Consider the following 26188-nt stretch of genomic DNA (forward strand, 5'->3'; position numbering starts at 1 on the left):
GATGCGCGCCCCGCTGCTGGCGCTGCTGCTCTGGCCCGGGCTGGCGCTGGCGCAGGATCCCCCTGCCCCGCGCCCCGTGGCGCCAGCCGAGGAACGCCCCGCCCCGCGTCCCGCCGCCGAGCCCGCCACAAAGCCCGAGCCGCAGGACGAGAAGCCCAGGCCCGAGGAGCCAAAGCCACAGCTGGACCAGCCCGAGCCCAAGAAACCCGAGCCCGAGGAACCCGCCGGTCCTCCGGTCCATACCAGGCTGCGGGAAAGCGACTTCGACCATTCCGCCTGCCTGTTGGAACTGACCCTGCTCGGCGCGGATTATGCGCCGCAAGCGCCGCTCACCGACCCCGACCAGCCCGATTGCGGCATCGACCGGCCGATCCTGCTGCATGCGCCCCTGCCCGGCATCGAGATCCCGGGCGGCGCGCCGATGCGCTGCGACATGGCGCGGCAACTCGCGCATTGGCTACGGGATTTCGTGCGCCCCGCCTCGGCGCGGCTGCCGGGCCAGCCGCGGCTGGTGGCGCTGGAGCCGAGCTCGACCTATCAGTGCCGGGCGACGGTCGGCAATGACAGCGCCAACCTGTCGGAGCACGCCTTCGGCAATGCCTTCGACATCGCCGCCTTCCGCTTCGAGGACGGCAGCCGCATCGCCATCGAGCCGCGCGAGGACCAGGGCGACCTGGCCGAGGCCTTCCAGCGCGCCGTGCGCGGCGCGGCCTGCCTCTATTTCACCACCGTGCTGGGGCCGGGTGCCAATGCGGCGCATGACAACCACCTGCACCTGGACATCAAGGCGCGGCGCGGCGGCTGGCGGCTGTGCCAGTGATCAGCGCCGCACCCGGTCCAGTTCCAGATATTCCGGGTTGAAGCGCGCCAGGCGGGCCAACCCCTGCCAGTCCAGGATCTCGACCTCGCTGCCCTGCCAGCGGATTAGCCCGCCGGCGCGCAGGTCGCGCACCGCGCGGTTCACATGGATCGGCGTATAGCCCAGGATATCCGCCAGCTCCTTTTGCAGCAGCGGCAGGGTGAAACGATAGCCCTGGGCCGCGCCGACGCTGGCCAGCCGGGTGTAGAGCTCGCACAGCAGATGCGCCAGATGCGCGCTGGAGCGCAGCGAGGCCGCCGCCACCAGCCATTGCCGGTGGATCGAGGCGTCGATCGCCGTCGACATCCACAGCAGCCGGGTCAGATGCGGGAAATTGGCGGTGATCTCGCGCAGCTCGTCATGATCGACGAATTCGACCTCGGCCTCGCCCACGGCGACCACGTCATGCTCCAGTCCCGCCAGCACGAAGCCGTGCAGGTCGACGAAATCGCCGGGGACATGCAGGGCCGTGATCGCCCGCTCGGCCGGGCGCCCGACGATGGGATGCTGGCGCGCCGACATGCCGCGCAGCATCATGCAGCTGCGGCTGGCCAGCCGGCCGCGCGGCACGATGACCTCGCCGGAACGAAAGGCGACATGGCAGGTGCGCACCGCGCGCAGGCGGTCGATGTCGCCGGCGGACAGCAGATCCCGTCGTTGCAGATAGCGAACGAAATACTCGGTTATGGCCATGATGCTCCTCGGGAAGTCCGCGGGAGATTGTCAACTCTGCCCGGGGCGTGCAATGACCCGGAAAGCCGGATTAACTTTCATCAATCTTGCCATAAATCCGCGGGATTCATAGACTTCCCGGCGATCAGGCCGCCCTTGCCGGCGCGGCGCCCAGCGCCTCGGCCAGAAGCGCGAAACTTTGCCGGGCATGGGGGCTTTGCCGGGTGAAGAACTGCTCCAGCGCCGGATAAAGCCGCACCGCCTCGTCCAGCCGCGCATCCGAGCCCTGCGAATAAAGCCCGGCGCGAATCATCAGCTCGGATTCGGCATAGGTGCCCAGCAGCGCCCGGGCCCGCGCGATCAGCAGGTTTTCCGGCGCGCTGGCCGCCTGCGGCAGCGAGCGCGAGACCGAGCGCAGCACATCGACCGCCGGATAGCGCCCGCGCTCGGCAATGGCGCGGTCCAGCACGACATGGCCGTCCAGCGTGCCGCGCAGGATGTCGGCCACCGGCTCTTCCATGTCCGAGCCGGCGACCAGCACGCTGAAGATCGCGGTGATGTCGCCCGCCCCCTGCGGCCCGGGCCCCGAGCGTTCCGCCAGCGCCATGATCAGCTGCGAGACCGAGGGCGGAAAGCCGCGGTAGCTGGGGCTTTCGCCGGCGGCGAGCGCGATCTCGCGATGCGCCTCGGCGAAGCGGGTGATTGAATCGGCCAGGAACAGCACATGCCGGCCCTGGTCGCGGAAATGCTCGGCCACGGTCATCGCGGCCCAGGCGCAGCGCCGGCGCATCAGCGGCGACTGGTCCGATGTCGCGGCGACGACGACGGCGCGCGCCATGCCCTCCTCGCCCAGGGTTTCCTCGACGAATTCGCGCAGCTCGCGGCCGCGCTCGCCCACCAGCGCGATCACCACCACATCGGCGGAGACCCCCTTGGCCAAGGCCGAAAGCAGCGTCGATTTCCCGACGCCCGAGCCCGCGAACAGCCCCATGCGCTGGCCGCGGACCAGGGGCAGGATGGTGTCGAAGACCGCAAGCCCGGTGTCCAGCCGTCCGCCCAGCCGGTTGCGCGAGGCGGCGGGCGGCGGGGCCGGTCTAAAGCCGCGCTCCTCGCCCCCGGCCAGGATGGGGCGACCGTCCAGCGGCTGGCCGAAGGGGTCGATGATTCGCCCGATCCAGGAATTCGCCGGCGCCAGCGAGGGCGCAAAGACCAGCTCGACCCGGGCGCCGATCGACAGCCCGTCCATCGGCCCCTCGGGCAGGATCGCCGCCTGATCGCTGTGCAGGGCCACGATCTCGCCGCTGAGGTTGTCCCCGGAACGCCTTGAAAACACGGCGCGATCCCCAAGGGACGCATGGCTGTTCAGCCCGACCGCCAGGATCACCCCGCCCTGGATGGCGCTGACCTGGCCGTAATGCCGCGTCATGCCCAGCCCGCGCATCCGCGCCGCGATGGCCTGCATTTTATCCATTCCGAGCTCCGCTTTTTTCGCGCAGGGCCTGCGCCTCGAAAGGGTTTCTAAACCTATTGGGGTTAAGACCGGGTTTATCGGAACAGAGGAGATGCCTCGATGTTTGACCGGATCGAAACCCTGCGGATGGCCGGCGCGCTGACCGCACATGCGGCGGAACGGCAGAAGCTGATCGCCCGGAACGTGGCCAATGCGGACACGCCCGGCTTTCGCTCGCGCGATCTGGCCGGATTCGCCGAAACCTATCGCTCGCAGCCCGCGGCCGAAATGCGCGCCTCGCGTCCGGGCCATGTCACCGGGGTCAGCTGGGGCAGCGGCGCCGAGCGGGCGCTGGACGCCGGCGGCGAGCCGGCGCCGAACGGCAATACCGTCTCGATCGAGGACGAGATGTTCCGCAGCGCCGCGGCCAAGCGGGAATTCGACATCTCGCTGGCGGTGACGAAATCCTCGCTGTCGCTCTTGCGCACCAGCATCGGCCGGCGCGGCTAGGGGGACGAGCGATGACCGAACCGCTTTCCGCCGTCGAACTGGCCGTCTCGGGGATGAAATCGCAATCCGTGCGGCTGCGCCATATCTCGGAAAACATCGCCAATGCCGACACGCCCGGCTATCGCCGCAAGACGGTGGCCTTCCAGGAGCAGATGGATTTCGGCCGTCCGACCGGCGCCGTGGCCCCGGGCCCGACGCGGCTGGACCGGCGCGACCTGCCCGAGATCTATGATCCCGCACATCCGATGGCCAATGACGAAGGCTATTACGCCGGCTCGAACGTCGACCTGGTGGTCGAGATCGCCGATTCCAAGGAGGCCAGCCGCAGCTATGAGGCCAACCTTCGTGTCTTTGAACAATCCCGGCAGATGGGCAGCTCGCTGCTGGATCTGATCCGCCGTTAAGGGGTATCGCCATGATTTCTTCGACAATTGCCGCCACCGCCTATGACCGCGCCCGCAATGCCGTGGCCCCGGCCGAGGGCCTGCCGCAGGGCGTGACCAATGCCGCCGCGGATTTCGCCAAGGTCATGGATCAGGTGGACATCGCCGCCACCGGCACCATGACCGGCAAGACCGACACGCATGAGCTGGTGCAAAGCATCGCCCAGGCCGAGATCGCGCTGGAAACAGTGGTCGCCATCCGCGACAAGGTGGTCGAGGCCTACCAGGAAATCCTGCGGATGCCGGTCTGAGGTCGAGCGATGGACGAGAACCTGATCTTCGACCTGACCCGGCAGGCGCTGTGGATCGCGGTGCGCATGTCGGCGCCCCTGCTGATCGTGGCGCTGGTCGCCGGGGTGGTGATCGGCCTGTTCCAGGCGCTGACCTCGATCCAGGAGATGACGCTGACCTTCGTGCCGAAGATCGGGCTGATGCTGGTGGTGTTCTGGGTCAGCATGAGCTTCATGACGGCAACCCTGGCGAGCTTCTTCACCGACCAGATCCTGCCGCAGATCGCGGGGTCATAGGCCATGGACAACGCGATCTATGCCGCCCTGACCCGCCAGTCCGGCCTGATGCGCGAAATGCGCAGCGTGGCCAACAACATCGCCAATGCCAACACCACCGGCTTCCGGCGCGAGGGCGTGGTGTTCTCGGAATACATGGTGCCGCTGGACCGGCAGGGCGAGACCCTGGCCATGGCCAATGGCCGCGGCCGCATGGTCGACCTGCGCCCGGGCGGCATGACCCAGACCAACGGCCAATACGACCTGGCATTGGAGGGCGACGGCTTCCTGATGGTGCAGACGCCGCAGGGCAACCGCCTGACCCGGGCCGGCGCCTTCATGACCAATGCCGAGGGCGAGCTGGTGAACGGCGACGGCTACCAGCTGCTGGACGACGGCCAGGCGCCGATCGTGATCCCGGCCGGGGTGCGCAGCGTCGGCATCGGCACGGACGGCACCGTCTCGGCCGACGGCAACCCGGTCGGCCGCGTCGGCATCTTCGCCAGCCCCGACCCCGCGAAGCTGCAGCACGAGGCCGGCACGCTCTTCGACCCCGGCGGCGCCGTCGAGCCGCTGGAGGAAGCCAGGCTGCGCCAGGGCTTCCTCGAGGATTCCAACGTCGATCCGGTGCTGGAGCTGTCGCGCATGATCGAGGTCCAGCGCGCCTATGAGCTGGGCCAGAGCTTCCTCGACCAGGAAGACCAGCGCATCCGCCTGACCATCACCTCGCTGACCCGCTGAAAGGACAGACCATGAGAGCACTTCAGATCGCGGCAACCGGGATGAGCGCGCAGCAGATGCGCGTCGAGGTCATCTCGAACAACCTCGCGAATATGTCGACGACCGGCTACAACCCGCGCCGGGCGGAATTCGCCGACCTGCAATACCAGCAGGCCACCCGCCCCGGCACCCTGACCGCCACCAATGGCGCCATGGTCCCGGCCGGGGTGCAGCTGGGCCTGGGCGTGCGCCCGGCCAGCGTCACGGTGATGCTGGGCCAGGGTCCGCTGAGCCAGACCAATGGCGACCTGGACGTGGCCGTGGACGGCACCGGCTATCTCGAGGTGACGCTGCCCTCGGGCATCTCGGCCTATACCCGCGACGGCAGCCTGAAACGCTCGGCCGAAGGCCAGGTCGTGACCTCCGAGGGCTATCCGCTGGTCCCCGACATCACCATCCCCGAGGATGCGCGCAGCATCTCGATCAACACCAATGGCGAGGTCTTCGCCTATTTCGACGACCGCGTCGAACCCGAGAACCTGGGCCAGATCACCCTGGCGAGCTTCATCAACGAAAAGGGTCTCGAGGCCAGCGGCTCGAACCTGTTCCTGGAAACCGTCGCCTCGGGTCCGCCGCGCGTCGCCACGCCGGGGCAAGAGGGGCTTGGCACGCTGCGCGGCGGCTTCCTGGAGGAAAGCGCCGTGGATCCGGTGCGCGAGATCGCCGAGCTGATCAAGGCGCAGCGTGGTTACGAGCTGAACTCCAAGGTCATCACCGCCGCCGACCAGATGCTGGGCACCACGGTGCAGGTGCGGTGATGCGATACCTTGCCCTGTTGCTTCTGGCCCTGCCGCAGCCCGGCCTTGCCGGCGCGCTGCTCGCGACCCGCACCCTGCCCGCCGGCACGGTGATCTCGGCCGAGGATGTCACGCTTTCGACCGAGGCCGAGGGCATCGCGCCGGATGTCTCGCAGGTGGTCGGCCTGCAATTGCGGGCGATGGTCTATCAGGGGCGCAGGATCGACCCCTCGCAGCTGTCCGCCCCGACCCTGGTCGACCGCAACCAGATCGTCACCCTTGCCTATGAACGCTCTGCCCTGCGGATCGAGGCCGAGGGCCGCGCCCTGTCCGCCGGCAGCGCCGGGCAGGTCATCCGCGTCATGAACAGCGCATCGCGCGTCACCGTTTCCGGGCGCGTCGCCCCGGACGGCACCGTGATCGTCATGCAGAACTGAAGGATCCAGCCATGACCACCTCCATGCCATCGCGCCCCGTCCTGTTGCTTGGCGCGGCCAGCATCGCCCTTTCGCTGACGGCCTGCGGCCGGGTCGCGCAGGTCGGCCAGGTGCCGGACATGACCCAGCCCGAAAGCAGCGTCGAATTCCAGGCCATGACCTCGCAGGGCTATGGCTCGCAGGAGCTGCCCGACCGCATGGACAGCAGCGCATCGCTGTGGACCACCTCGCAGAACTCGCTGGTGGCGGACCGGCGCGCCGCCAACCGCGGCGACATCCTGACCGTGGTGATCGAGATCGACGACCGGGCCGAGATCCAGAACAGCTCGGGTCGCAGCCGCAGCTCGGCCGACAAGGTCAGCATTCCCGGCATGGCCGGCCTGCCGCAGCGCATCGACAAGATCCTGCCCGAGGGCGCCAGCATGGACGAGCTTGCCGAAGCCAAGGCCTCGTCCAGCTACAAGGGCAGCGGCAATATCTCGCGCCGGGACAAGATGACGCTGCGCGTCGCCGCCACGGTCGTCGAGCGCCTGCCGAACGGCGTCCTGCGCATCCAGGGCACGCAAGAGGTGCGGGTGAACTACGAGATCCGCGAGCTGACGGTCAGCGGCTTCGTGCGCCCCTCGGACATCGGCCGGCGCAACGAGATCTCGTATGACCGGATCGCCGGGGCGCGGATCTCCTATGGCGGGCGCGGCCAGATCAGCGACGTGCAGCAGCCGCGCTATGGCCAGCAGATCGCCGATATCGTGCTTCCCTATTGAGGCTGTCGCTCGTGAAGAAGATCGTTCTTTTGCTTGTTCCCCTGCTGGCCTTCATCGCCGGCGCCTTCGGCGGCGACATGCTGCAGGCCGGCAGGAAACCCGACAGCGCCCAGGCCGCCGGCGACGAGAACCATGAAACCGCCGAGCCGGCCAAGGCCGAACCCGAGCTCGCCGCAGAGAGCCATGACGCGCCCGCGGCCGATGCAGGCCATGGCGACGCCGGCCACGGCGAGGCCGCCGAGGGCGAGGGCGAGGGCCAGCTCGACTGGTTCAAATTCCCCAGCGAGTTCTTCGTCCCGATCCTGCGCAACGGCACGCCCACGGCGATCATGGTCCTGACACTGACGGTCGAGATGCCCTCCTCGGCGCGCCCGCGCATCGAGGCGCAGGAACACCGCCTGCGCGATGCGCTGCTGAATGCCTTGCTGATCGAGGCCAACACCGGCGGCTTCGACGGCAACTTCACCGCCGACCCGGCGCAGCAGCGACTGCGCGGGGCGCTTCTGGCGGCCGCCCAGGCGGCGGCCGGCAGCGACGTGCAGCGCATTCTGATCGAGGACATCGGCCGGCAAGAACAATAGCCGGACGTGGCAAGCCGGTTCACCCGCGGCGCGCCGCCGCCCCCCCGCAGGCTGCCCGGGCTCTCGCCAACAGGCGGCAGGCCCTTCGCCGACGGTCTAGCGCCGGCCGTCCATGCGGGTGAAATCCATCACGCTGCCCTCGCCCGGGCGCAATTGCGACCAGTCATCGATCTGGAAATCCACCACCAGCGTCGCGGCGGTCGGATAGCGGCGAAAGTCCGGGTCCAGCGGCGCCCGCGCCGGCAGGGTGGCGGCGAATTCGGCGATGCCGGGGTTGTGGCCGATCATCATCACCGTCGGCGCCGAAGCCGTGCGCAGGATCGCCAGCATCTTCTCGGGCGTCGCCTGATAAAGCCCCGGCTCGTAGCGGATATGCGGCCGCACCTCCAGCGGCGCCAGCGCGATGCGCGACCAGGTCTCGCGCGTGCGCTCGGCGGTCGAGCACAGCACTTCCTCGGGCTCGTAGCCGCGGCTGGCCAGCCAGTCGCCCAGCTCGCGGGCCGAGCGGCAGCCGCGGTCGTTCAGCGGCCGGTCGTGGTCCGGCTGCGCCGGATCATCCCAGGAGGATTTCGCGTGCCGGGTCAGGATCAGGCGACAGTGTCCGAGAGGGGTCATCGAATTGCCTTTTCGGCCATGCGGTTAAGTTTGCGCAACGGACCCCGAGCCTGCCACAGCTGCCGGCGCGCCGGCAAGCACTCTCTTGGCCCGCCCGCGCCTAGAGTTCGCTGTCGCCCTGACGCAAGCCGCGGGGCTTGACCCGCGGTTCGGTCGAGCGGATCAGCGAACCGGCGCCATGTTCGGTGAAAAGCTCCAGAAGCGAGGCATTGGGCACCCGCCCGTCCAGGATCACCACGGCGCGCACCCCCTCGTCGAGCGCCTTCAGCGCCGTCTCGGTCTTGGGGATCATGCCGCCGGCGATGGTGCCGTCGGCGATCATGGCGCGGACCTGGTCGGGGTGGATCTGGGTCAGAACCTCGCCCGAGGCATCCTTGACGCCCGAGACATCGGTCAAGAGCAGCAGCCGGTCGGCCTTCAGGGCGCCGGCGATGGCGCCGGCGGCGGTGTCGCCGTTGACGTTGAAGGTCTCGTTATCCTCCATCCCGGTCGCCACCGGGGCGATGACCGGGATCAGCCCGGCGTTGTAGAGGTCGCGGATGATCTGCACGTTCATCTCGACCGGGCGGCCGACGAAGCCCAGCTCGGGGTCGTCCGGCTCGCAGACCATCAGGTCGTCGTCCTTGCCCGAGATGCCGACCGCGCGGCCGCCGGCGTCGTTGATCGCCTGCACGATGCGCTTGTTCACGAGGCCCGACAGCACCATCTCGACCACCTCGACCGTCTCGCGGGTGGTGACGCGCTTGCCGCGCACGAAATGGCTCTCGATGCCCAGCTTCTTGAGCAGCTCGTTGATCATCGGGCCGCCGCCGTGGCAGACGACCGGATGGATGCCCACCTGTTTCATCAGCACCATGTCGCGGGCGAATTCGGCCATGGCCTCGTCGTCGCCCATGGCATTGCCGCCGAATTTCACCACCACCACCGCGCCAGAATAGCGCTGCATATAGGGCAGCGCTTCCGAAAGGGTGCGGGCGGTGGCGATCCAGTCACGGTTCATGTTCTGCGTTCTCATCCAAAGGCCCCTGTTCGTCGGGCGCAGCCTAGGGCGCCGGCGCCGCCCCGTCCAGACCGCTAGTCCAGACCGGCGATGATGCTGCGCAGCGTGGCGATGCCCTGCCCCTTGTCCGAACTTGTGATCACAAGCTCGGGATAGGCGGCCGGATGCTTCTGCAGCGCTTCCTGCACCTGGGCGACGGTGGCCTGCATGGCCTGCGGGCCGATCTTGTCGCCCTTGGTCAGCACCACCTGGAAGGGCACGGCCGAGCGGTCGAGCAGCTTCATGATCTCGTGATCGACATCCTTCACGCCATGGCGCGAATCGATCAGCGCGAAGGCGCGGCGCAGCGTCGGCCGGCCCGAGAGATAGGCTTTCAGCAGCGCCTGCCATTTCGCCACCACCGCGACCGGCGCCTTGGCGAAGCCATAGCCCGGCAGGTCGACCAGATAGGCCTGATCGCCCAGGGTGAAATAGTTGATTTCCTGCGTGCGTCCCGGGGTGTTCGAGGCGCGTGCCAGGCCGTTTCGCCCGGTCAGGGCGTTGATCAGGCTGGATTTTCCGACATTCGAGCGGCCAGCGAAGCAGACCTCGGGCCGGTCGGCGGGCGGCAATCCGTCCATGGCGACGACGCCCTTGAGGAAATCGACCGGGCCGGCGAACAGCTTGCGGGCGGCCTCGGCCACCTCGGGATCGGGCTCGGGGGCGACGGGAAAGGCGACCTTCATGCGCGCACCTCATCGCCCAGGGCGATCTCGCCGCCGGTGACCACCTCGGCATAGATGCCGAAATCGGAATGGCCGAACTGCGCGGCCAGCGCCTCGGGCATGTCCAGGTCGATCCGGCCGGTGGCCGTGTCGGCGCTGGTCGCGGCGCAGCGGCCGATGGTCTCGGTCACCCGCAGCTCCAGGCCGCCGACGGTCAGGACATGGCCGATCAGCTCGCGTTCGGCGTAAGGCGCCCAGCCGTCGAGCCACAGGTTCGCGCGCCAGCGCTCGACGCCCAGCGGCTGGCCCAGCCGCGATTCCAGGTCGGCCAGGCTCGAGAGCGACAGGATCGAGATCCAGGGCTGGCTGACATCGGTCCAGCCGGTCGGGCCCTGCACCAGCCGGGTCGGCGACGGCCTGTCCCCGGGCCAGAGCGGACGGATCCAGTCCACCAGCCGCTGGCCCTCGGTTTCCGGGTCGAAGGCCAGGTCGGGCAGGTCGGGATGGCGCAGGCGGATCGGTCCGCCCGGCGCGCCCTCGCCCCAGCCACCCTGCACCGCCTGCAGCCCGGCAGCGGCCGCGCCGCGCAGGAAGCAGGACTTCGGCAGCCAGCGTTCGGGGCGTGCGCCCCCGCCGGCGTGGCGTTCGCCGCCCTCGGTCAGCAGCGCCCAGAGCCGATCGCCCGGCAGGCGCCGCGCTGCATCCAGACGGGTGCGGGCGATGTCCTCGCCGCCGATCGACTTGATCGGGTGACGCCGGATCCGGGCGATGCGGGCGATCATTTGCCGCCTTTTTCCTTGGGCTTGGCCTCGGCCTTGCCGCGCGCGGGCAGGCTGGAGCGGATGTTGCCGAACAGGTCGGGCCGGTGGCCGTGCATCGACATGATCGTGTACTGCTGGATGATGGTGATGGTGTTGTTGGTGATCCAGTACAGCACCAGGCCCGAGGCGAAGCCGCCCAGCATGAACATGAAGATCCAGGGCATCCAGGCGAAGATCATCTTCTGCGCCGGATCGGCCGGGGCCGGGTTCAGCCGCTGCTGCATCCACATCGAGATGCCCAGCACGATGGCCAGCGCCGGCAGGGTGAAGCTGTGCAGGAAGCTGCCCTGGCCCGGCGTCGCCCAGGGCAGAAGGCCGAACAGGTTCCACAGGCTGGACGGGTCCGGCGCCGACAGGTCGCGGATCCAGCCCAGCCAGGGCGCGTGCCGCAGCTCGATGGTGACGAAGATCACCTTGTAGAGCGAGAAGAAGATCGGGATCTGCAACAGCACCGGCAAACAGCCCGCGGCGGGGTTCACCTTCTCGCGCTTGTAGAGCTCCATCACCTCTTTCTGGTATTTCATCCGGTCGTCGCCGGTGCGCTCTTTCAACGCCTCCATCTGCGGCTGCAGCTCCTTCATCTTGGCCATCGAGATGTAGGATTTGCGCGCCAGCGGAAAGACCAGCAGCTTGAGGATGAACGTCAGGCCGATGATCGACCAGCCCATGTTGCCGATGAAGCCGTGCAGCCAGTGCAGCAGGCGGAAGATCGGCTTGGTCAGGAAATAGAACCAGCCCCAGTCGATGGAATCGACGAAACGGTCGATGCCGGGGGCCTGCTGGTAGCCGTTGATCGTCTCCCAGACCTTGGCGCCGGCGAAGAGATAGCTGGACGAGGTGCCGGTCGCGCCCGGTGCCACGGTCTGCATCGGCATCCGGGTCTCGGTCTGGTAGATGTCGGCGCCGGGGGCGTATTTCACCACGGCGGTGAAGGCGTTGCCCGGCGCGGGCGCCAGCGTGGTCATCCAGTATTTGTCGGTGAAGCCGACCCAGCCGTTCTCCTGGACCTCGATCAGCTGCGCCGGGCCTTCGCCGGCCATGGGCGCCAGGTCGGGCAGGTTCTTGTATTTCTCTTCGAGCAGCTTGCCGTCGGTCATGCCGACGACGCCCTCGTGCAGGACGAAGAAGTTCTGGGTGTCGGGCTTGCCGTGGCGGGCGAGAATGCCATAGGGCGCGGCGGCGAAGGGCGCGGTGCCGGTGTTCTCGACCGATTGGGTCACGGTGAACAGGAACTTGTCGTCAAGCTCATAGACGCGGCGGAAGATCTGCCCGGCGCCATTGTCCCAAGCCAGCGTGACCGGCCGGCCCGGCGCCAGGGTGGTGCCGCTTTCGACCTGCCACAGCGTCGCCGGTCCGGGCACCAAGGCGGGGTCGGTACCGGGGCCGGGCATCCAGCCATAGACCGCGTAATAGGGCTTCTGCACCGCCGGTTGCAGGTCGCCGCCGGGGGCGACCGGGCTGCCCTCGGCCTTCAGCGCGGGCATGGTCGTGGGCGACAGCAGCCGGACGAAGGGGGAATTCGGGTCCAGCGTCTCGTGATAGCCGGTCAGCTCCAGATCGTCGATCCGGCCCCCGGCCAGCGAGATCGAGCCGGCGAGCGAGGGGGATTCGATCCTGAGCCGCTGGGCCTGGGCCGAGGGATCGCTGCTGGCCGCGTCGGCGGCCAGCGCCGGGGCGGCGCCTTGGGTGCTGCCGGCCGGCGCGGCCGGGGCGCCGGGCTGCGCCGCGCCATCCTGGGCCGCACCGCTCTGGGCCGAGCTTTGCGCCGGCTCCTGCGCCGGGGGCGCGGGCTCGGGGGCGAAAAAGATCGACCAGACGAGCATGACGAGGGCCGAAAGCACCATCGCCAGGATGAGGTTGCGATTGTTGTCTTGCATTCCGGACCAGCCCTTCGTCTTGACCCCAGCCAGAGGGTTCGGGCCGCTTCAACAGAAGCGACCGGCAAAGGTCAAGGGAATTTGCCCGAAACCGCCGGAACGCGGCCCTTGGGCAGAGCCCGCGGGCGGCGCCCGGACGCACGCGACAGGGTCGGCCTTGGCCTGGATCGCTTGCGTCGGATGGGACGCCGGACCGGCTGAGCGAGCGTGGCAACGCGGAAGGTGGGGCGAAGCCGGCGAGAGCACTTGCCGCCGGATGCTCCAAGGCGCGGCACGCGCAAGAAAGATGCATCGGAACGCGACCCATCCGCAGATCCAGCGGACGGCCCCGACCGCATGGCGATAGGGGGCCACTCCGGCCCGGGTCGCGTTCATCGGATCGCTCAAGCGAGCATGGCAACGCGGAAGGTGGGGGCGAAGCCGGCGAGAGCGTTTGCCGCCGGATGCTCGATCCGCGGCACGCGCAAGAAAGATGCACCGGAACGCGAGCCATCGGCAAATCCAGCGGACGGCACCTGACCGCATGGCGATAGGAGGTCAACTCCGGCCCGGATCGCGTGCATCGGATCGCGACGCCGGATCGACTGAACGAGCGCGGCGGCGCAGAGGTGGGGGTCCCGGCGGCCGAGGCCGGCGAGAGAGCGCCTGCCACCGCTGGTCGGCAGCGGCACGCAGGAAAAGATGCGAGGGAGCGTGACTCTTTGGTCAACGAGCATGACCACCTTCCTTGAGGCACAGGGACTTTTCTGCTGCACCCCAAGCAGCGAGATCTGCGCGTCCCGGCTGATCCCGCAGCGTATTCCGGGGTTACAGGAAAGATCCGCCCCTGAGCCGGTGGCTGCAGGCGATGATCGAATCGGCCCGAACGGCCGAACTTCGGGCCGGCGCGGCAGGCAAACGCTCCGGCTGGCGTGCCGACCTGAGCGGGCCGGAGCAACGCGACGAAAAGAGGCATTCAGCCCCTGCGGCGCAGGTCGAAGGCCAGCGGCAGCGAGCGGCCGTGCTCCAGCAGGAAATCATCGACCTCAGCTGCCGGCATCGGCGGCGCCACCGCCGGTCCCTGCACGGCGGCAAAGCCGATCTGGGCCAGGAAGGCCTTCTCGTCCTGCGTCGCCACCCCGTCGGCCAGGGTCGCCAGCCGCAGATGCTCGGCCAGGGCCAGGATGGCCAGGATCATGCGCTGCTGGTCGGCGCGGCGGTCGCAATCGGCGACGAATTCGCGGCCGATGCGAACGCGGCCGACACCGAAGCGGCGCAGGTCGCCAAGACCGGCGCTGCCGGTGCCGAACTCCCCCAGCGCCAGCGCGCAGCCCGCCGCTGCCAGCCGGTGCAGGCAGGCCGTCACCGGCACCCGGCCGCCGCTGCGGCCGATCGGTTCGCAAAGCTCGATTTCCAGCCGGCCGGGCAACAGGTCGTGGCGGTCCAGCTCCCACAGGATCGAGTCGGCCAGCAGCGGATCGGCCAGCATCCGGTCCGAAAACGGCAGCGTCAGGCGCGGCACCCCCGCGCCCATGCGGTCCCAGCCCTTCAGGCAATCCAGCGCCTGGCGCAGGACATGGGTCGCGACATGGCTCAGTGTCTCGTCGTCGAGCCGGGGCTCGATCTCGTCGAGGTCGCGGCTTTCCGCATTGTCCATGCGCAGCCGCGTCAGCACGCGCAGCCCCAGCACCGCGCCGGTGTCGCAGCAGATCTGCGGCTGGAACAGCAGGCCGATGCGGTCCAGCGTCAGCGCCGGCGCGGAGGGTGGCGCGGGCTCGGCGCCCGGCACCGGCATCTCGACGAACCGCAGCTGGCCGGCCGGCGACAGCGGGTCGCAGCCCTGCAACGCCGCGCGGCCATGGGCGTAAAGCGCCGCCGGATCGGCCTCGCCGGTCTCGTCACCGACGATGACCGCATTCACCACCGGGCAGATGCGCAGGTCGGGCAGTTCGACCCCCCGGCCGCAGATCGCCTGCAACCGGGCCAGAAGCCCGGGCACGGCCTGCTGGCGACCGATGGCGAACAGGCCCAGCACCTCGGCCGAGCCGGGGCTGCGCAGCTGCGGCAGCAGCCGCATCTCGGCCACCAGCCGGCGGGTCAGCTGGTCCAGCAGTTGCTCCATGACCTGCGGGCCAAGGCCGCCGCGCAGCGTATCGACATTCTCGAGCCGCAGCACCAGGGCCAGCCGGGTCCGATGCGGTGTCCCGCCCTCGCCCTTGACCAACCGTGCCAGACGCGCCGCCGCCGCCCCGATTCCGTAAGCCATTCGCCAGTCCCGAATCTTGTTCTCCAGGGAGCAGTCTAGGCCGCGAAGTTTTTCGTTCGGTTAATGTTCGCGCAGCCGCGGCACGTCTTTTTCATTAAAATCCGATATATCGGGGCTCAGCGCGGTGAAATCGAACAGCGCCGGATCCGGCAGATGCGAGGGGCGCACGTTCATCAGCGCCCGGAACATCACCTGCCGCCGGCCGGGGCTGCGCGTCTCCCATTCATCCAGCAGCTTCTTCACCTGCATGCGCTGCAGCCCCTCCTGGCTGCCGCAAAGGTCGCAGGGGATCACCGGATAGTTCATGGCGCGGGCGAAACGCTCGCAATCGGCCTCGGCCACGAAGGCTAGCGGGCGCAGCACGTTCAGGTCGCCCTCTTCGTTCAGAAGTTTCGGCGGCATCGAGGCCAGCCTTCCGCCGTGGAACAGGTTCATGAAGAAGGTCTCGAGGATGTCGTCGCGGTGATGGCCCAGCACCACGGCCTGGCAGCCCTCTTCGCGCGCAATCCGATACAGATTGCCGCGCCGCAGCCGCGAGCAAAGCGCGCAATAGGTCCGCCCCGCCGGCACCTTTTCCTTCACGATGGAATAGGTGTCCTGGTATTCGATGCGATGCGCGACCTGGCGGTCGGTTAGGAATTCGGGCAGCACCGTGGCCGGAAAGCCGGGCTGGCCCTGGTCGAGGTTGCAGGCCAGCAGTTCGACCGGCAAAAGCCCGCGCCATTTCAGCTCGTGCAGCACCGCAAGCAGCGTATAGCTGTCCTTGCCGCCCGAAAGGCAGACCAGCCAGCGGTCGCCGGGGCGGATCATGTCATAGGTCTCGATGGCGGCGCGGGTTTCGCGCACCAGGCGCTTTCTCAGCTTGCGGAACTCGGTCGAGGACGGGGCGCCGCGAAACAGCGGGTGGATGTCCTCGGGGCCGTCGAAAGCCTCGGTCTCGTCGGAGATCTGGTCCCGCATGATGTCCTCGTCGCGCCTTGGCGCCTTGAATAGCATGAAACCGCCGCGGGGTCAGTCCCGCGGTTGCGCCCCCGCCCGCGGTTGCGCCCCCGGCACCGGGTCGAAGCCGTGCCCGCCCCAAGGATGGCAGCGGCAGATGCGCCGCGCGGCCAGGAAGCCGCCCTTGATGCCGCCGTGCCGCTCCAGCGCCTCGAGCGCATAGGCCGAGCAGGTGGGCTGGAAGCGGCAGCCATGCCCGACCCAAGGGCTGGCGACCAGGCGATAGCCGCGCACCGGCAGCGCCAGCAGCCGCGCCAGCGGGGTCATTTGCCGTGCACCCGCGCCAGCGCGGAGGCCAGATCGGCGCGCAGCTCGGCGAAATCGCGGCTGACCGTGGCGCCGGGACGCCCGACCAGCACGTAATCCCAACCCGGACGGGCGACGCCCGGCATGACCTCGCGCGCCAGCGCCCGCAGCCGACGCTTGGCGCGGTTGCGGGTCACGGCATTGCCGATCTTCTTGGAACAGGTGAAGCCGATGCGGACCCCCTGCCCCGCCTCGTCCACCTCGCGGCGGCGGGCCTGCAGCAGGAAGCCCGACATGCCCTGGCGGCGGGCCGAGGCCGCGCGCAGGAAATCCGCCCGCTTGCGCAGCACCTCGATCGCGAAAACACCAGAAGCCGCCCTGTCCGGGGTCGCATCGGCGACGGTCCGGCCAGCGGCGGCGACTTCGTGGGTGCTGTCCATCAGGGAAAGCCTGCGCCTTGCGGCGTCAGGGCTTACGCGCTGAGCGACTTGCGGCCCTTGGCGCGGCGGGCGTTAAGCACGCGGCGGCCGCCTTTGGTCGCCATGCGCGCGCGGAAGCCGTGGCGACGGGCGCGAACCAGGTTCGACGGCTGGTAGGTGCGTTTCGACATCTTTCAACTCCGGGTCAGGGCGTGTCAGGGTATGGGCAGCCGGCCCACGCAGGACGCGCCGGTCATTCGAGGCCCGCTGGATAGTCGCCCCCGCCCGCCAAGTCAACCACAATAGCGGCATTTTCGGCGCGCTCCCGCCGCGGGCACCGGCCGATGGAACCCGGGCAATGTCACGCATGTTTGAACTGCACGGCCTTTGCCATTATGTGAAGCAGCGAGCGCCGAGACGAGGGGAAACGCGAAACCTGCCATGGCCCTGAACACGCTTTCCGGCCGATTCGCCCTGCTGACGGGCATTTTCGTGCTGCTGGCCGAATTGCTGATCCTGCTGCCCTCGCTTGCGAACTACCGGCTGGATTTCCTGGAATCGCGCCTGGAGCGGGCGCAGATCGCCAGCCTCGCGCTGCTGGCGACCGACGAATCGCTGGCCTCGGACCTGGAATCCGAGCTGCTGGAAAACGCCGGCGTCTTCAACGTGGTGCTGCGCCGGAACGACGTGCGCCAGCTGGTACTGTCCTCGCCGATCCCGGGGCCGATCTCGGCCACCTACGACCTGCGCGAACAGCCGTTCTGGAACTCGGCGCGCGATGCGCTGGCCCAGCTCTTCGATCCGCAGAACAAGGTGATCCGCATCATCGGCGCCCCGGTCAACCAGGCCGGCCAGCTGATCGAGATCACCATGGACACGGCCCGGCTGCGCACCGAGATGATCGATTACGGGTTGCGGCTGCTGGCGATCTCGGCCGCCTTCTCGATCCTGACGGCGCTGCTTCTGAACATCGCGGCGCAGCGGCTGCTTCTGGTGCCGATCCGGCGCGTCATCAGCCACATGACCGCCTATGCCGGCGCGCCCGAGGACGCCCGCGCCATCATCACCCCCACCGCCCGCCTGGCCGAGCTGAACGAGGCCGAGACGGCGCTGGCCGCCATGCAGCGCACCGTGACCTCGGCCCTGAAGCAGAAGGACCGGCTGGCGCAGCTGGGCCAGGCGGTGGCGCGCATCAGCCACGACCTGCGCAACATCCTGACCACGGCGCAGATCTTTGCCGACCGGCTGGAGACCAGCGCCGACCCCGCCGTGCGCCGCGCGGCACCCAAGCTGGTCAACTCGATCAGCCGCGCCGTGAACCTGTGCGAGACCACGCTGGCCTTCGGCAAGGCCGAGGAGCCGGCGCCATCGCTGTCGCGCTTCAACCTTTCCGCGCTGGTGACCGAGGTGACCGAGGGCGAGGCGCTGGCCGCCGACCGGCTGGACGGGGCCGAGCCGATCGAGTTCCTGACCGACGTGCCGCCCGGCCTGTCGGTCAGGGCCGACCGCGACCAGCTGTTCCGGGTGCTGTCGAACCTGGTGCGCAACGCCCGCCAGGCCATCGAGGCGACGCGCCAGCCCGGCACCATCGAGATCGGCGCCGGCGAGGACGAACAGGAATGGTGGATCCGCATCGGCGACACCGGCCCCGGCCTGCCGAAGAAGGCGCGCGACTTCCTGTTCCAGCCCTTCTCGGGCGGCTCGCGCAAGGGCGGCACCGGGCTGGGGCTGGCCATCGCCGCCGATCTGGTGCGCAACCACGGCGGCCGGCTGGAACTTCTGCGCAGCGACGAGGACGGCACCCAGTTCATCCTGCACCTGCCGCGCGAGCTGGCGATTCCGGTGTCGCGGGCGGAAATCGCCTGAAAACACGGGCATTCGCGGGGGTGCGGAAAAAGATTTCCGAAAAGGCGATTTTGGCCTTGCACCCCCCCGGAGCTATCTCTAGATAACCGCCTCACAGCGGACCCGTAGCTCAGCTGGATAGAGCACCAGACTACGAATCTGGGGGTCGGGCGTTCGAATCGCTCCGGGTCCGCCATTTATCCAGATAAATCATTGTTGTTATTTATCTTTCTGGAAGCGGTTGAAATTCACCCGCACAACAACCCCACATCTTCAGAATACCTGGAAGGCACTGATAGCGACAGGATCTGACGCCCGACCGAAGCCGGCTCGGTGGTATCAGGCGACGAGCGCGGGCCTCGGCCAGAAGGGGTGGTCAGGGCGAGAAAGCTCACTGTCCCCGCGCGCCATATAAGCGATCACTTTGGCGATGGAGTCGCGGGGGCTTTCGCTGGGCATTTCCATCATCCGGTCCTCCATCTCGATCCGCCGGTGCCACTCGCGTTCCATGCGTCAACTCTCGCCATCGCCCCGCTCGATCAGGCGGATTGCCTTGGTGTCGGTCGGGGCAGCGCCCAGGCGGCGGAAGCGATAGAGCTTGATCCAGCCCGGCTTGGCCACTTCGTCGCGCACGGCATAGAGCGTTTGCAGATCCGCGATCGGACCGCCGCGACGGAAATTCCCGAAGGCAATCGGCGTGTTGCCGGCTTCTACAGCGGCCTTTCTTCGGCGATCTCGACCGGATAGCCCAGCAGCGTGGCGGGCTGCGTGCGAAGCGTGACATCCTGAAGAAGCTGCGGCTTTTCCCGCGCGCAAGGCGATATGAGGTTCGCCCTCATCGCCGAACACGCCACATCGGCCGGTCAGCTGGCTGGCGAGGTTCCGGAGGCTTCGCGGTCCGGCTTCCACGCCTAGCTCAGGCATTTGGTTTGATACCTGTGGCGCCTCTGGAACCGATGCAGACATTTCTGGACGCGGCTGAAGGCGCGTCGGGGCGATGCGGGCATCCGTGCCCTGAGCCCCGCCGATGCAAAAGCCGCTCTTGAAGCCCATCTCGCAGCCGTAGGGCTTAAGGGCAAGCGCGAGGGAATGCGAATGGCGGCAGAAATTGCTGCGGTAAAGCCGCGTAAAGGCGGTAGACCATTATCAGGCCCTCACCATGCTGGAATCAGGGATGGCCGCAATGAAGCATCGCGCCTATAACCCCATCCTGCGCATCGCGAAAGCGGCGGGGGTGGCCGGCGTGACACCGAACTTCCTGCGGCACAACCGCCGCAACGCACATGGCCCGCGCCGGCGTGCCGCTGTGGAAGATCGCCAAGGTGCTGGAATCGGGGCCGTCACGTTCGGTTTTCTTTGCGTCCCGATGGACGCGCAAAAGCTCTTTTGGTTCGTGGCCGTGTCTTATGGCGCCCCCGCCCTCCTGAGCGTCGTTTGATGGCTGCGCCCAAAACAGCGCCCAAATGCTGTATGTCAGACGCCAGAAAAGGCCGCATCATCAGGGAACTTTATAGTTCATTTTCAGATTCTTGTGAATGGTGACCCCGACAGGATTTGAACCTGTAACCTGCCCCTTAGGTCGTGTTGACAAAAGGGATTCCTCTGGCAGTCGTCCTATGATTCAAGCTCATCTCTACGTGGGAGATGAACTTGGCACGCAACCTGATATCCGACGATGAGTGGACCTTCTTCGAGGGCTTCATTCGTGCCGTCCGGCACCCTAACGGGCGGAAACCTGCGGACCATCGTCTTGTTCTGAATGGTATATTCTGGATCGCAAGGACTGGTGCGCCATGGCGCGATCTGCCCGAAGAGTTTGGCAAGTGGTCCTCGGTCTACCGTCAGTTCCGCCGCTGGACTTTGGCGGGACTGTGGGAGGATATCCTGGATGCGCTGAACCACGCTGGGATCGCGCCAGACAAGCTCCAGATGGTTGATAGCACTGTGATCCGCGCCCATCATCATGCGGCGGGCGCAAAAGGGGGACTCCGAAAGAGGCTCTTGGCCGTTCGAGAGGCGGCTTCTCGACCAAGATCCATCTCCGCGTCAACGGCGCAGGCCTCCCGATGAGGACCGAGATCACGCCGGGGCAGGATTCCGACTACACCGGCTATGATATGGTGATGGCCGACAACCTGCCGCAACCAGCAGTTCTGGTCGCCGACAGGGGCTATGACTCTGATAAAATTCGGGAAGACATCGAGAGCCGCAACGCCCTGCCCATGATACCGATGCGAAGGAACCGAAGGGTGCGCAAGGCTGTCGACATGACCATCTACACCCTGCGCAACATGGTCGAGCGCTGCTTCAACAAGCTGAAAAATAGCCGCCGCCTTGCAACCCGCTACGACAAAACCGCCGAAAGCTTCCTTGGCTTCGTCGACGTCGCCTGCATCAGGCTCTGGCTCCGCCATTTGTCAACATGACCTAGGAGGGTATCGGCCATATTCCTATTTCCCCTTATTTTTCATGTTGATGCCAATAATTCTAGCCGGCGGCTGTACTGAACTTGTACGAAACCGCGCCCGGATTTCAGCCTCGTCCGCCTCGGCATGGCCATAGGTCCGCAGCGGCAATGTCACGTCCGCCCAGCGGCCGGCCTTGGCAGCCGTCACCGGGTCCACGCCCTGGCGCACCGTCAATTCGGTGAAGAACCCGTGCCGCCCGGCCTCATGCGCCCCCAGCGGCGCAATGCCAGCAAGCTTGCAAATTGTCCGCCAGCGTTTCCGATAGCCGGTCGGGGTCGCATACCCGAACACGCGCGGCGCGCCTACCTCGCCCGTCTTGCGGTTCTTCGGCCGCTTCGGCGGCAGGTTCGCCAATTCGATCATCATTTCATGCGAGATGGTCACCCAGGTCGCATCATGCCCCTTCTGCGCTTTGACCATGACGCGCCTGTTCATCAGATCCAGATCGCCAGGTTCCAGCGAAACAGCCTGATCTATCCGCGCCGCCGTTTCGAACATGAACCGGGCCATGGCGGCGTTGTAAGGATCGGCCGCAGCGCAGAACGCCGCAACCCACTCGCGGCTCCCCGGCCGGCGCTCGATCCGGCTTGGCTTGCCCCGGCGCTGATCCTGTGCGACCCGCTCAAACTTGTCGTAACGCTTCACGCGCAGATAGGGCGTCTTGCGCACCTCGTGGGCGTGGTTGATGACCGCACGGGCCGGGGTGACAATCTCGCGCCACCAGGTATCCGTCGCCGCCAGCGGCTTGAGCTTCGGCCCGAGGTCCTTGAGCATTTGCCCCGTAATCTCCGACAGCGACCGATCCCCGATTTCCTCCGTGATCGGGATGAGCTGTTTTGCGGCCTTGGGTGTGGCGGGATACAGCATCACGGCATCCGCAAAGGTCAGGGCCGCTTCGTCGCCAACGATGTGACGACGCCTTTGCCGATCTGTTTCGGCGGCAATCCAGTCCCGCGCGCCAGCTTCGTCAGTCGATCCAGTGCTTTCGCGGTAGTAGCCGGTGATCGGCGCCCCGTGCAGTTCGACGCGGCCCCGGACCCACCAGATTTTTCCCCGTCGATAGATTTCGAGCGGCACGGTTTGCCCTCCATAAAAATCATGTCGATATGCTCGGGGGTCAGGATCATCGCACCACCAAGCTTGTAGCAAGCCCCGATCCTATTTGCCCTCTGGCGCAGGGTGCGTTCGGAAATAGCCAGCCCTCGCGCAGCCAGCAATTCAACCCACTGGGCCGGCGTCTTGCCAGTGTCCAGCACAGTTGAGCCGATGGAAGCCAGGGCGGGCATCGCTATCAGAATCCCTTGCTGCTCTTGAACCGGACGGCCCCAGGCCGGGACGTGCCCGAGGCGCGCTGGATGCGCGCCTCAAGGTCGGCCAGGGTCCGGTCCATGTCGGCGAAGGTCTGGAACTCGACCCGCTCCCCCGCCACCTGAAGGACGCGGGCACCCTTCGCGCGCTGGCGAATGAGGGTGTCCCGCATCTCGATCAGCTCATCGACCGAAACCGCCATGTCAGCCCACCCGATACCAGCCGCGGTGGTCGATCCAGCCGGCGCCGAAGTCCAGGCGGATCTTGGTCTGCACCCCGTCGACCTCGAAGCCGGCGCGGGTTTCGGTCTGCGGGCCGGGCGCGCCTTCCAAGTAGGCGTATTCCAGCCCGTCCACGCTGGCGGGATCGGCGGCGATGTAGAACTGCTCGTCGTCGGTCAGGCGCGGCTCGACCAGCAGCGACAGCTTCGAGAACGGGTTCACATCGTCGGTGGTGGTGGCGGTAATCTCCGCGATCAGCTTCTCGCCGGCGGTTTCCAGCTCCGGCGGCACCAGCAGGTAGCGGGGCGTCACGTCGATCAGCATGCCGCCCAGGCCCTTTTGGCGGCGCATGGCCGTGCGGGCCGCGCTGAGCGTCAGCGTGTCGAAGGCATAGGCGGCGGTGATATTGGCATGCGCGGCCGAGAACACCGCATTGCCGTCCGACATGGCGGGGTTCGACAGGATCATGTTGACGATGAAATCATTCTCGAAGGCGCGGGCCGCGATGCCCATCTTGCGCGGCAGATCGGTGAAGGCCCCCAGATCGTCGTTGATCAGCGCCTGGCGCGTGATGCCGATGATCTTGCCGAAGGTGGCGATGCGATAGGTTTCCTGCGCCTCGTCAATCGTGCCGTGCTTGAACTCGCCGGCCTCGTTGACCTTTTCCAGCGCGGGGGCGTCGCCCAGCTGCAGCTTGCGCTTGAGCCGGAAATCCCGCGCGGTGGACTGGCGGGCCAATTGGCGCGCACCCGAGGGGGCGGCATTGTAGGCGGCGCGCAGTTCGCGGTTCACCGCATCGCCCAGGATCAGGGGGAAATCCGAGGTCGTATGCAGGGCGCGCGTCAGGATCGTGTCGCCCGACAGGCCGCTCGTGCTCATACCGCTGCGGCGCAGGGCCTCGCGGGCATGGTCCATCGGCGTCATGTAGGCGAAGGCGCGGGCCGGGGCGCTGATTTCATGCTCGGGATGCGAGCGTGCATAGAGGGCTTCGCCGGCGCGGGTCGCGATCACCTGGGGGTCATTGTGATCCATGGTGATGTCGGCGCGGGTGCTGCGGGTGCCGGACTGGGCGCTGCGCTCGCGCATGGCGGTGAAAGCCGCCTCGCGGGCGGTGTTGGCCGTCGCCTCGGCGTCAATCTGGGCGTCGATCCAGCCCTGGTCGAGGCCGGCCGTCGCGGCGATGCTGCGGATCTCCGCGTTGATGGTGGCGCGGTTCAGCGCCTCGGGGTTGGTGCCCGGCATGTCGTGTTCTCCGTTGCGAAAATGTGCCCCGGCGTCGGCCGGGATCGGGACAATGGAAACCTCGATGGCTTCCCATTTGACGGCGGTGCGGACGCGGCGGGCGCCTTCGCGCTCTTCCTTCCACTCGGCCACGCGATAGCCGATGGACAGGCCCCGCAGGGTGCCCTCGGCAATGTCGGTAAGGATCGCGCGGGCCGCATCGGTGCTGCGCAGCTTGATGCGGACCCAGAGGCCCTCGGCCCGCATCTCGGCGGCCTCGATCACGCCCAACTGGTCGCGGGTCGAGCCGTTGCGGTGGCCGTCCAGCACGGGCGCCCCGACCAGGCGGGCCGGGTCCATGCCGTCGCGGGCCAGCCGCTCGATGAAGCCCGCGCGCTGCACGTCCGCGAAGGTCGAGGCGATGGCTTCGACCGTGCGGGCTTCATGGTCCACAGTGGAAACGCGCGGCGTGAAGCCGCGCTGATGGATGGTCATTTCTGATTGCCTCCGGCTTGGCGGGCGGGCGCGCGGGCCGCATCGCGGGCGCGTTCCTCGTCCAGTTCGTCAATGTCGCGGCCGCGACCGGCCACGACTTCCTCGCGGGATTTCAGGCCCGCCTCGATCGCCGCCACATCGGCGGTGACTTCGTTCTGGGGATCGACCCATTGCCATCCCGGCGGCACGAAACGGACGGGAAGATAATCCGCCAGTTCGGCCGCCGGGATGACGCCCGCCAGCTCCTGCACCGCGATCCAGCGATGCCAGAGCGGCCGCAGGAACTGGCCCTCGATCAGGTTGAGTTGCAGCATTTCCGCGCGACGGCGGAAGTCGATCAGCCCGACTCGGGCACTGGAATAGTTCGCCTCGCCCAGATCGCCGGTCAGCATCTCGAAGGTCAGGCCCGCGCCCGTGGCAATCTCGCGGTCTTGGGCGCGCAGGAAATCCACCGCCTGGGAATGGCCCTGGCCGGGCTGCGAGAACGACACTTCCGTGCCCTCGGGCAGCAGCCGCATCGCACCCGGTTCCAGCGCCACGTTCAGGGTGTTGCCCTCGGTAGCACCCTCGAAGCCGCCAGCGCCGCCGTCCACCGACTTGATGAAGCCGGTCAGCAGCGAGGCGGTTTTCAACTGCATCAGCAGCGCGTCCGATGCCTCGTCGCGGTCACGCATCTTCAGCATCACCGGGGCCAGCCACGACAGGCCGCGCACCTGGCCGGGGAAAAGCTGGTCGAAGACATGCAGCATGTCCACGGCCGGGACGCGGACGGCTTCGCCGTAGAAGGCGAAGGGCGAGCCGGGCGATTCCTTCAGGACGTGATAGGCCACCACCTGGTCGGCTGCGTCGAACTCGATGCCGGCGACGATCCGCGCGCCGTTGCCGAGGTCGCGGGTCAGGCTCGGGTCCACCTGGTCGGTGGGGATCAGCTTCGGGCGCAACTCGCCGTCGGAGCCGAGGCGCAGATGCACGAAAGCCTCGCCATCGCGCACCAGGGCGCGGGCGAGGGGCAGCAGGATCGGACGCAGCATGGCCTCGAAGTCCTGCGACAGGCCTTTGCGTTGTTCGGCGTCGGGATGCTGGGCGCGGGCCTGCCAGCCCTTGCCGACCAGCGCCGCCGCCCAGGCTTCCACGATGCGGTTGCCTTGGGGCGTGTTCAGATAGCTGGCCGAGGCGCGCAGCTGCGCCGGGCCGCGCGCCGCCAGCGTGGCTTGCTGCGGCGCATGCAGATGGCCCGCCCCCTGCCAGCGCGGGCCGCCCGCGCCCGCCTCGATCCGGCGCTTGCCGGTCGGGGCGGTGATGCGGTGGAGCAGGCGGGAAACGAAGCTCATTACTCGGCCTCGTCCCCGTCCTCGGCGGCGATCTTATGAATGTTCCGGCCGTCCACGATGTAGCCTTTCGCCTCGGCGCGCTGGCGCAGCAGGCGATACATTTCCGGGATGGAAACCGTCGCAGCCCACGGGCCGCCAATGATGCGACGGTCGGAACGGCCGCCACGGGTTTCGCGCTCGGACCCCACGGCATTCAGCGCGCCGGCATAGGCGTCCGCGACCTCTTGGGCGGTGCCCGTGCCGACCAGAATGACCGGCTCCCAGGTCGAACCGGTCCAGCTATCCCAAACGGCGCGCTGCATCGCCAGCACGAAGCGGGGCGTGATGCTCTGGCCCGCGCTCACCTCGTCCAGGAACAGCTTGATCGCGAGCGCATGGGCGCGGACGAACTCCCCTGCAAGCTGGATGGTGCAGCCCTGCGCCATCAGGGCTTCGGCGATGACCAGCCCCAGGGCGTGGACGGTAGAATACTGACGACGCTGCCCCTCGGGAAACTCGCTGTCATCCCATGGGGCATTGCCGGTTTTGATCACGTTTTTCAGCGCCTCCTTCGGCCTGCCGGTAACGTGATGCAGGCCTTCCAGGCGAACTGTTCCGGTGGTCATGGTTCATTCTCCATATCGGGTTTTTATGA

At 67.7% G+C, this 26188-nt stretch carries 32 protein-coding genes and 1 tRNA gene; 14 read left to right on the forward strand and 19 right to left on the reverse strand.

The window, feature by feature from the left end:
• Position 1: 1 nt before the first annotated feature.
• On the forward strand, positions 2 to 820 hold the full coding sequence (locus PARN5_RS0102450; protein WP_017998211.1) for an extensin family protein: 819 nt from the start codon (positions 2 to 4) through the stop codon (positions 818 to 820).
• On the opposite strand, the gene PARN5_RS0102455 is transcribed toward PARN5_RS0102450, so the two are convergent.
• Both PARN5_RS0102455 and PARN5_RS0102460 read right to left on the reverse strand, forming a co-directional pair.
• Positions 821 to 1552, reverse strand: coding sequence for a Crp/Fnr family transcriptional regulator (locus PARN5_RS0102455; protein ID WP_017998212.1), 732 nt, complete (start codon positions 1550 to 1552; stop codon positions 821 to 823).
• Between the two features lie 124 nt (positions 1553 to 1676).
• Complete coding sequence (locus tag PARN5_RS0102460) at positions 1677 to 2993, reverse strand: FliI/YscN family ATPase (RefSeq protein ID WP_017998213.1); 1317 nt, start codon at positions 2991 to 2993, stop codon at positions 1677 to 1679.
• 108 nt (positions 2994 to 3101) lie between these two features.
• Here PARN5_RS0102460 and PARN5_RS0102465 point away from each other — a divergent pair, with 108 nt between their 5' ends.
• Genes PARN5_RS0102465 through PARN5_RS0102505 form a run of 9 tightly spaced genes read left to right on the forward strand, consistent with a single transcriptional unit; the run spans position 3102 to position 7739 of the window.
• Positions 3102 to 3491, forward strand: a complete 390-nt coding sequence (locus tag PARN5_RS0102465; protein ID WP_017998214.1) for a FlgB family protein — start codon at positions 3102 to 3104, stop codon at positions 3489 to 3491.
• A gap of 11 nt (positions 3492 to 3502) precedes the next feature.
• Positions 3503 to 3895 carry a flagellar basal body rod protein FlgC gene (flgC, locus tag PARN5_RS0102470; RefSeq protein WP_017998215.1) on the forward strand — a complete coding sequence of 131 codons (393 nt, stop codon included), beginning with the start codon at positions 3503 to 3505 and terminating at the stop codon, positions 3893 to 3895.
• 11 nt (positions 3896 to 3906) lie between these two features.
• A complete protein-coding gene (locus PARN5_RS0102475) occupies positions 3907 to 4185 on the forward strand; it encodes a flagellar hook-basal body complex protein FliE (protein ID WP_017998216.1) in 279 nt (92 codons plus the stop codon).
• A 9-nt stretch (positions 4186 to 4194) separates the two neighbouring features.
• Positions 4195 to 4461 (forward strand): flagellar biosynthetic protein FliQ, encoded by a 267-nt coding sequence (locus PARN5_RS0102480; protein WP_017998217.1) that lies wholly within the window; start codon positions 4195 to 4197, stop codon positions 4459 to 4461.
• Positions 4462 to 4464: 3 nt separating this feature from the next.
• The gene (locus PARN5_RS0102485) at positions 4465 to 5181 is read left to right on the forward strand and encodes a flagellar hook-basal body complex protein (protein ID WP_017998218.1); all 717 of its coding nucleotides are present in this window, start codon (positions 4465 to 4467) and stop codon (positions 5179 to 5181) included.
• Positions 5182 to 5192: 11 nt separating this feature from the next.
• The gene (gene flgG / locus PARN5_RS0102490) at positions 5193 to 5978 is read left to right on the forward strand and encodes a flagellar basal-body rod protein FlgG (protein WP_026155124.1); all 786 of its coding nucleotides are present in this window, start codon (positions 5193 to 5195) and stop codon (positions 5976 to 5978) included.
• Positions 5978 to 6394, forward strand: a complete 417-nt coding sequence (gene flgA, locus PARN5_RS0102495) for a flagellar basal body P-ring formation chaperone FlgA (protein ID WP_017998220.1) — start codon at positions 5978 to 5980, stop codon at positions 6392 to 6394. The genes flgG and flgA overlap by 1 nt, the downstream gene beginning before the upstream one ends.
• 11 nt (positions 6395 to 6405) lie before the next feature.
• Positions 6406 to 7158: a flagellar basal body L-ring protein FlgH gene (gene flgH, locus PARN5_RS0102500; RefSeq protein WP_017998221.1), complete on the forward strand. Its 753-nt coding sequence runs from the start codon at positions 6406 to 6408 to the stop codon at positions 7156 to 7158.
• 11 nt (positions 7159 to 7169) lie between these two features.
• Complete coding sequence (locus PARN5_RS0102505; protein ID WP_157403905.1) at positions 7170 to 7739, forward strand: hypothetical protein; 570 nt, start codon at positions 7170 to 7172, stop codon at positions 7737 to 7739.
• A 96-nt stretch (positions 7740 to 7835) separates the two neighbouring features.
• Here the strand turns inward: PARN5_RS0102505 and PARN5_RS0102510 are convergent, their stop codons facing one another.
• The 10 genes from PARN5_RS0102510 to rpmH form a co-directional block, all read right to left on the reverse strand.
• Entirely contained in the window at positions 7836 to 8354 is a 519-nt protein-coding gene (locus PARN5_RS0102510; RefSeq protein WP_017998223.1) for a histidine phosphatase family protein, read from the reverse strand.
• Positions 8355 to 8454: 100 nt separating this feature from the next.
• Positions 8455 to 9354, reverse strand: a complete 900-nt coding sequence (gene argB, locus PARN5_RS0102515) for an acetylglutamate kinase (protein ID WP_017998224.1) — start codon at positions 9352 to 9354, stop codon at positions 8455 to 8457.
• A 74-nt stretch (positions 9355 to 9428) separates the two neighbouring features.
• Positions 9429 to 10079 (reverse strand): ribosome biogenesis GTP-binding protein YihA/YsxC, encoded by a 651-nt coding sequence (yihA, locus tag PARN5_RS0102520; RefSeq protein ID WP_017998225.1) that lies wholly within the window; start codon positions 10077 to 10079, stop codon positions 9429 to 9431.
• A complete protein-coding gene (locus PARN5_RS0102525; RefSeq protein ID WP_017998226.1) occupies positions 10076 to 10840 on the reverse strand; it encodes an MOSC domain-containing protein in 765 nt (254 codons plus the stop codon). Before PARN5_RS0102525 ends, yihA begins: the two co-directional genes overlap by 4 nt.
• Positions 10837 to 12756 (reverse strand): membrane protein insertase YidC, encoded by a 1920-nt coding sequence (gene yidC / locus PARN5_RS0102530; protein ID WP_017998227.1) that lies wholly within the window; start codon positions 12754 to 12756, stop codon positions 10837 to 10839. The genes PARN5_RS0102525 and yidC overlap by 4 nt, the downstream gene beginning before the upstream one ends.
• Before the next feature lie 955 nt (positions 12757 to 13711).
• Positions 13712 to 15001, reverse strand: a complete 1290-nt coding sequence (locus PARN5_RS0102540; RefSeq protein ID WP_017998229.1) for an EAL domain-containing protein — start codon at positions 14999 to 15001, stop codon at positions 13712 to 13714.
• A 60-nt stretch (positions 15002 to 15061) separates the two neighbouring features.
• A complete protein-coding gene (ttcA, locus tag PARN5_RS0102545) occupies positions 15062 to 15961 on the reverse strand; it encodes a tRNA 2-thiocytidine(32) synthetase TtcA (RefSeq protein WP_051070999.1) in 900 nt (299 codons plus the stop codon).
• Positions 15962 to 16012: 51 nt separating this feature from the next.
• The gene (gene yidD, locus PARN5_RS0102550; RefSeq protein ID WP_017998231.1) at positions 16013 to 16267 is read right to left on the reverse strand and encodes a membrane protein insertion efficiency factor YidD; all 255 of its coding nucleotides are present in this window, start codon (positions 16265 to 16267) and stop codon (positions 16013 to 16015) included.
• Complete coding sequence (gene rnpA / locus PARN5_RS0102555) at positions 16264 to 16686, reverse strand: ribonuclease P protein component (RefSeq protein ID WP_017998232.1); 423 nt, start codon at positions 16684 to 16686, stop codon at positions 16264 to 16266. The genes yidD and rnpA overlap by 4 nt, the downstream gene beginning before the upstream one ends.
• Before the next feature lie 32 nt (positions 16687 to 16718).
• Positions 16719 to 16856 carry a 50S ribosomal protein L34 gene (gene rpmH / locus PARN5_RS0102560; protein ID WP_017998233.1) on the reverse strand — a complete coding sequence of 46 codons (138 nt, stop codon included), beginning with the start codon at positions 16854 to 16856 and terminating at the stop codon, positions 16719 to 16721.
• Between the two features lie 250 nt (positions 16857 to 17106).
• Here rpmH and PARN5_RS0102565 point away from each other — a divergent pair, with 250 nt between their 5' ends.
• Together PARN5_RS0102565 and PARN5_RS0102570 are read left to right on the forward strand one after the other, a co-directional pair.
• Positions 17107 to 18531, forward strand: a complete 1425-nt coding sequence (locus PARN5_RS0102565) for a HAMP domain-containing sensor histidine kinase (RefSeq protein ID WP_017998234.1) — start codon at positions 17107 to 17109, stop codon at positions 18529 to 18531.
• Positions 18532 to 18629: 98 nt separating this feature from the next.
• A tRNA-Arg gene (locus PARN5_RS0102570) sits at positions 18630 to 18706 on the forward strand.
• 143 nt (positions 18707 to 18849) lie between these two features.
• Here PARN5_RS0102570 and PARN5_RS23985 read toward each other — a convergent pair.
• Together PARN5_RS23985 and PARN5_RS23990 are read right to left on the reverse strand one after the other, a co-directional pair.
• The gene (locus PARN5_RS23985; protein ID WP_017998235.1) at positions 18850 to 19020 is read right to left on the reverse strand and encodes a hypothetical protein; all 171 of its coding nucleotides are present in this window, start codon (positions 19018 to 19020) and stop codon (positions 18850 to 18852) included.
• A 3-nt stretch (positions 19021 to 19023) separates the two neighbouring features.
• Entirely contained in the window at positions 19024 to 19563 is a 540-nt protein-coding gene (locus PARN5_RS23990; protein WP_157403906.1) for a hypothetical protein, read from the reverse strand.
• Between the two features lie 121 nt (positions 19564 to 19684).
• On the opposite strand from PARN5_RS23990, the gene PARN5_RS0102590 reads away from it, so the two are divergent.
• Together PARN5_RS0102590 and PARN5_RS23160 are read left to right on the forward strand one after the other, a co-directional pair.
• Positions 19685 to 19948: a hypothetical protein gene (locus PARN5_RS0102590; RefSeq protein WP_017998238.1), complete on the forward strand. Its 264-nt coding sequence runs from the start codon at positions 19685 to 19687 to the stop codon at positions 19946 to 19948.
• Between the two features lie 206 nt (positions 19949 to 20154).
• Positions 20155 to 20936, forward strand: a protein-coding gene (locus PARN5_RS23160; protein WP_085999836.1) for an IS5 family transposase whose coding sequence is annotated in 2 segments (ribosomal slippage) — positions 20155 to 20497 and positions 20497 to 20936 — 783 coding nt in all. Because the reading frame shifts where the segments join, the coding sequence is not laid out codon by codon here.
• 24 nt (positions 20937 to 20960) lie between these two features.
• On the opposite strand, the gene PARN5_RS0102600 is transcribed toward PARN5_RS23160, so the two are convergent.
• From PARN5_RS0102600 to PARN5_RS0102620, 5 genes are all read right to left on the reverse strand, one after another.
• Entirely contained in the window at positions 20961 to 22055 is a 1095-nt protein-coding gene (locus tag PARN5_RS0102600; RefSeq protein WP_026155127.1) for a tyrosine-type recombinase/integrase, read from the reverse strand.
• Between the two features lie 214 nt (positions 22056 to 22269).
• Positions 22270 to 22488 (reverse strand): hypothetical protein, encoded by a 219-nt coding sequence (locus PARN5_RS0102605; RefSeq protein WP_017998240.1) that lies wholly within the window; start codon positions 22486 to 22488, stop codon positions 22270 to 22272.
• A 1-nt stretch (position 22489) separates the two neighbouring features.
• A complete protein-coding gene (locus tag PARN5_RS0102610) occupies positions 22490 to 24223 on the reverse strand; it encodes a prohead protease/major capsid protein fusion protein (RefSeq protein ID WP_017998241.1) in 1734 nt (577 codons plus the stop codon).
• Positions 24220 to 25554, reverse strand: coding sequence for a phage portal protein (locus PARN5_RS0102615; protein ID WP_017998242.1), 1335 nt, complete (start codon positions 25552 to 25554; stop codon positions 24220 to 24222). The genes PARN5_RS0102610 and PARN5_RS0102615 overlap by 4 nt, the downstream gene beginning before the upstream one ends.
• Positions 25554 to 26159, reverse strand: coding sequence for a hypothetical protein (locus tag PARN5_RS0102620; protein WP_017998243.1), 606 nt, complete (start codon positions 26157 to 26159; stop codon positions 25554 to 25556). The genes PARN5_RS0102615 and PARN5_RS0102620 overlap by 1 nt, the downstream gene beginning before the upstream one ends.
• Positions 26160 to 26188: the final 29 nt, after the last annotated feature.

Source organism: Paracoccus sp. N5, assembly GCF_000371965.1.
GTDB lineage: Bacteria > Pseudomonadota > Alphaproteobacteria > Rhodobacterales > Rhodobacteraceae > Paracoccus.

Excerpts from the sequence above, each read along its gene's own strand:
- PARN5_RS0102450 (WP_017998211.1), top strand. The coding sequence starts at position 2 with ATGCGCGCCCCGCTGCTGGCGCTGCTGCTCTGGCCCGGGCTGGCGCTG.
- PARN5_RS0102455 (WP_017998212.1), bottom strand. The coding sequence starts at position 1,552 with ATGGCCATAACCGAGTATTTCGTTCGCTATCTGCAACGACGGGATCTG.
- PARN5_RS0102460 (WP_017998213.1), bottom strand. The coding sequence starts at position 2,993 with ATGCAGGCCATCGCGGCGCGGATGCGCGGGCTGGGCATGACGCGGCAT.
- PARN5_RS0102465 (WP_017998214.1), top strand. The coding sequence starts at position 3,102 with ATGTTTGACCGGATCGAAACCCTGCGGATGGCCGGCGCGCTGACCGCA.
- flgC (WP_017998215.1), top strand. The coding sequence starts at position 3,503 with ATGACCGAACCGCTTTCCGCCGTCGAACTGGCCGTCTCGGGGATGAAA.
- PARN5_RS0102475 (WP_017998216.1), top strand. The coding sequence starts at position 3,907 with ATGATTTCTTCGACAATTGCCGCCACCGCCTATGACCGCGCCCGCAAT.
- PARN5_RS0102480 (WP_017998217.1), top strand. The coding sequence starts at position 4,195 with ATGGACGAGAACCTGATCTTCGACCTGACCCGGCAGGCGCTGTGGATC.
- PARN5_RS0102485 (WP_017998218.1), top strand. The coding sequence starts at position 4,465 with ATGGACAACGCGATCTATGCCGCCCTGACCCGCCAGTCCGGCCTGATG.
- flgG (WP_026155124.1), top strand. The coding sequence starts at position 5,193 with ATGAGAGCACTTCAGATCGCGGCAACCGGGATGAGCGCGCAGCAGATG.
- flgA (WP_017998220.1), top strand. The coding sequence starts at position 5,978 with ATGCGATACCTTGCCCTGTTGCTTCTGGCCCTGCCGCAGCCCGGCCTT.
- flgH (WP_017998221.1), top strand. The coding sequence starts at position 6,406 with ATGACCACCTCCATGCCATCGCGCCCCGTCCTGTTGCTTGGCGCGGCC.
- PARN5_RS0102510 (WP_017998223.1), bottom strand. The coding sequence starts at position 8,354 with ATGACCCCTCTCGGACACTGTCGCCTGATCCTGACCCGGCACGCGAAA.
- argB (WP_017998224.1), bottom strand. The coding sequence starts at position 9,354 with ATGAACCGTGACTGGATCGCCACCGCCCGCACCCTTTCGGAAGCGCTG.
- yihA (WP_017998225.1), bottom strand. The coding sequence starts at position 10,079 with ATGAAGGTCGCCTTTCCCGTCGCCCCCGAGCCCGATCCCGAGGTGGCC.
- PARN5_RS0102525 (WP_017998226.1), bottom strand. The coding sequence starts at position 10,840 with ATGATCGCCCGCATCGCCCGGATCCGGCGTCACCCGATCAAGTCGATC.
- yidC (WP_017998227.1), bottom strand. The coding sequence starts at position 12,756 with ATGCAAGACAACAATCGCAACCTCATCCTGGCGATGGTGCTTTCGGCC.
- PARN5_RS0102540 (WP_017998229.1), bottom strand. The coding sequence starts at position 15,001 with ATGGCTTACGGAATCGGGGCGGCGGCGGCGCGTCTGGCACGGTTGGTC.
- ttcA (WP_051070999.1), bottom strand. The coding sequence starts at position 15,961 with ATGCGGGACCAGATCTCCGACGAGACCGAGGCTTTCGACGGCCCCGAG.
- yidD (WP_017998231.1), bottom strand. The coding sequence starts at position 16,267 with ATGACCCCGCTGGCGCGGCTGCTGGCGCTGCCGGTGCGCGGCTATCGC.
- rnpA (WP_017998232.1), bottom strand. The coding sequence starts at position 16,686 with ATGGACAGCACCCACGAAGTCGCCGCCGCTGGCCGGACCGTCGCCGAT.
- rpmH (WP_017998233.1), bottom strand. The coding sequence starts at position 16,856 with ATGTCGAAACGCACCTACCAGCCGTCGAACCTGGTTCGCGCCCGTCGC.
- PARN5_RS0102565 (WP_017998234.1), top strand. The coding sequence starts at position 17,107 with ATGGCCCTGAACACGCTTTCCGGCCGATTCGCCCTGCTGACGGGCATT.
- PARN5_RS23985 (WP_017998235.1), bottom strand. The coding sequence starts at position 19,020 with ATGGAACGCGAGTGGCACCGGCGGATCGAGATGGAGGACCGGATGATG.
- PARN5_RS23990 (WP_157403906.1), bottom strand. The coding sequence starts at position 19,563 with ATGGGCTTCAAGAGCGGCTTTTGCATCGGCGGGGCTCAGGGCACGGAT.
- PARN5_RS0102590 (WP_017998238.1), top strand. The coding sequence starts at position 19,685 with ATGGCCGCAATGAAGCATCGCGCCTATAACCCCATCCTGCGCATCGCG.
- PARN5_RS0102605 (WP_017998240.1), bottom strand. The coding sequence starts at position 22,488 with ATGGCGGTTTCGGTCGATGAGCTGATCGAGATGCGGGACACCCTCATT.
- PARN5_RS0102610 (WP_017998241.1), bottom strand. The coding sequence starts at position 24,223 with ATGACCATCCATCAGCGCGGCTTCACGCCGCGCGTTTCCACTGTGGAC.
- PARN5_RS0102615 (WP_017998242.1), bottom strand. The coding sequence starts at position 25,554 with ATGAGCTTCGTTTCCCGCCTGCTCCACCGCATCACCGCCCCGACCGGC.
- PARN5_RS0102620 (WP_017998243.1), bottom strand. The coding sequence starts at position 26,159 with ATGACCACCGGAACAGTTCGCCTGGAAGGCCTGCATCACGTTACCGGC.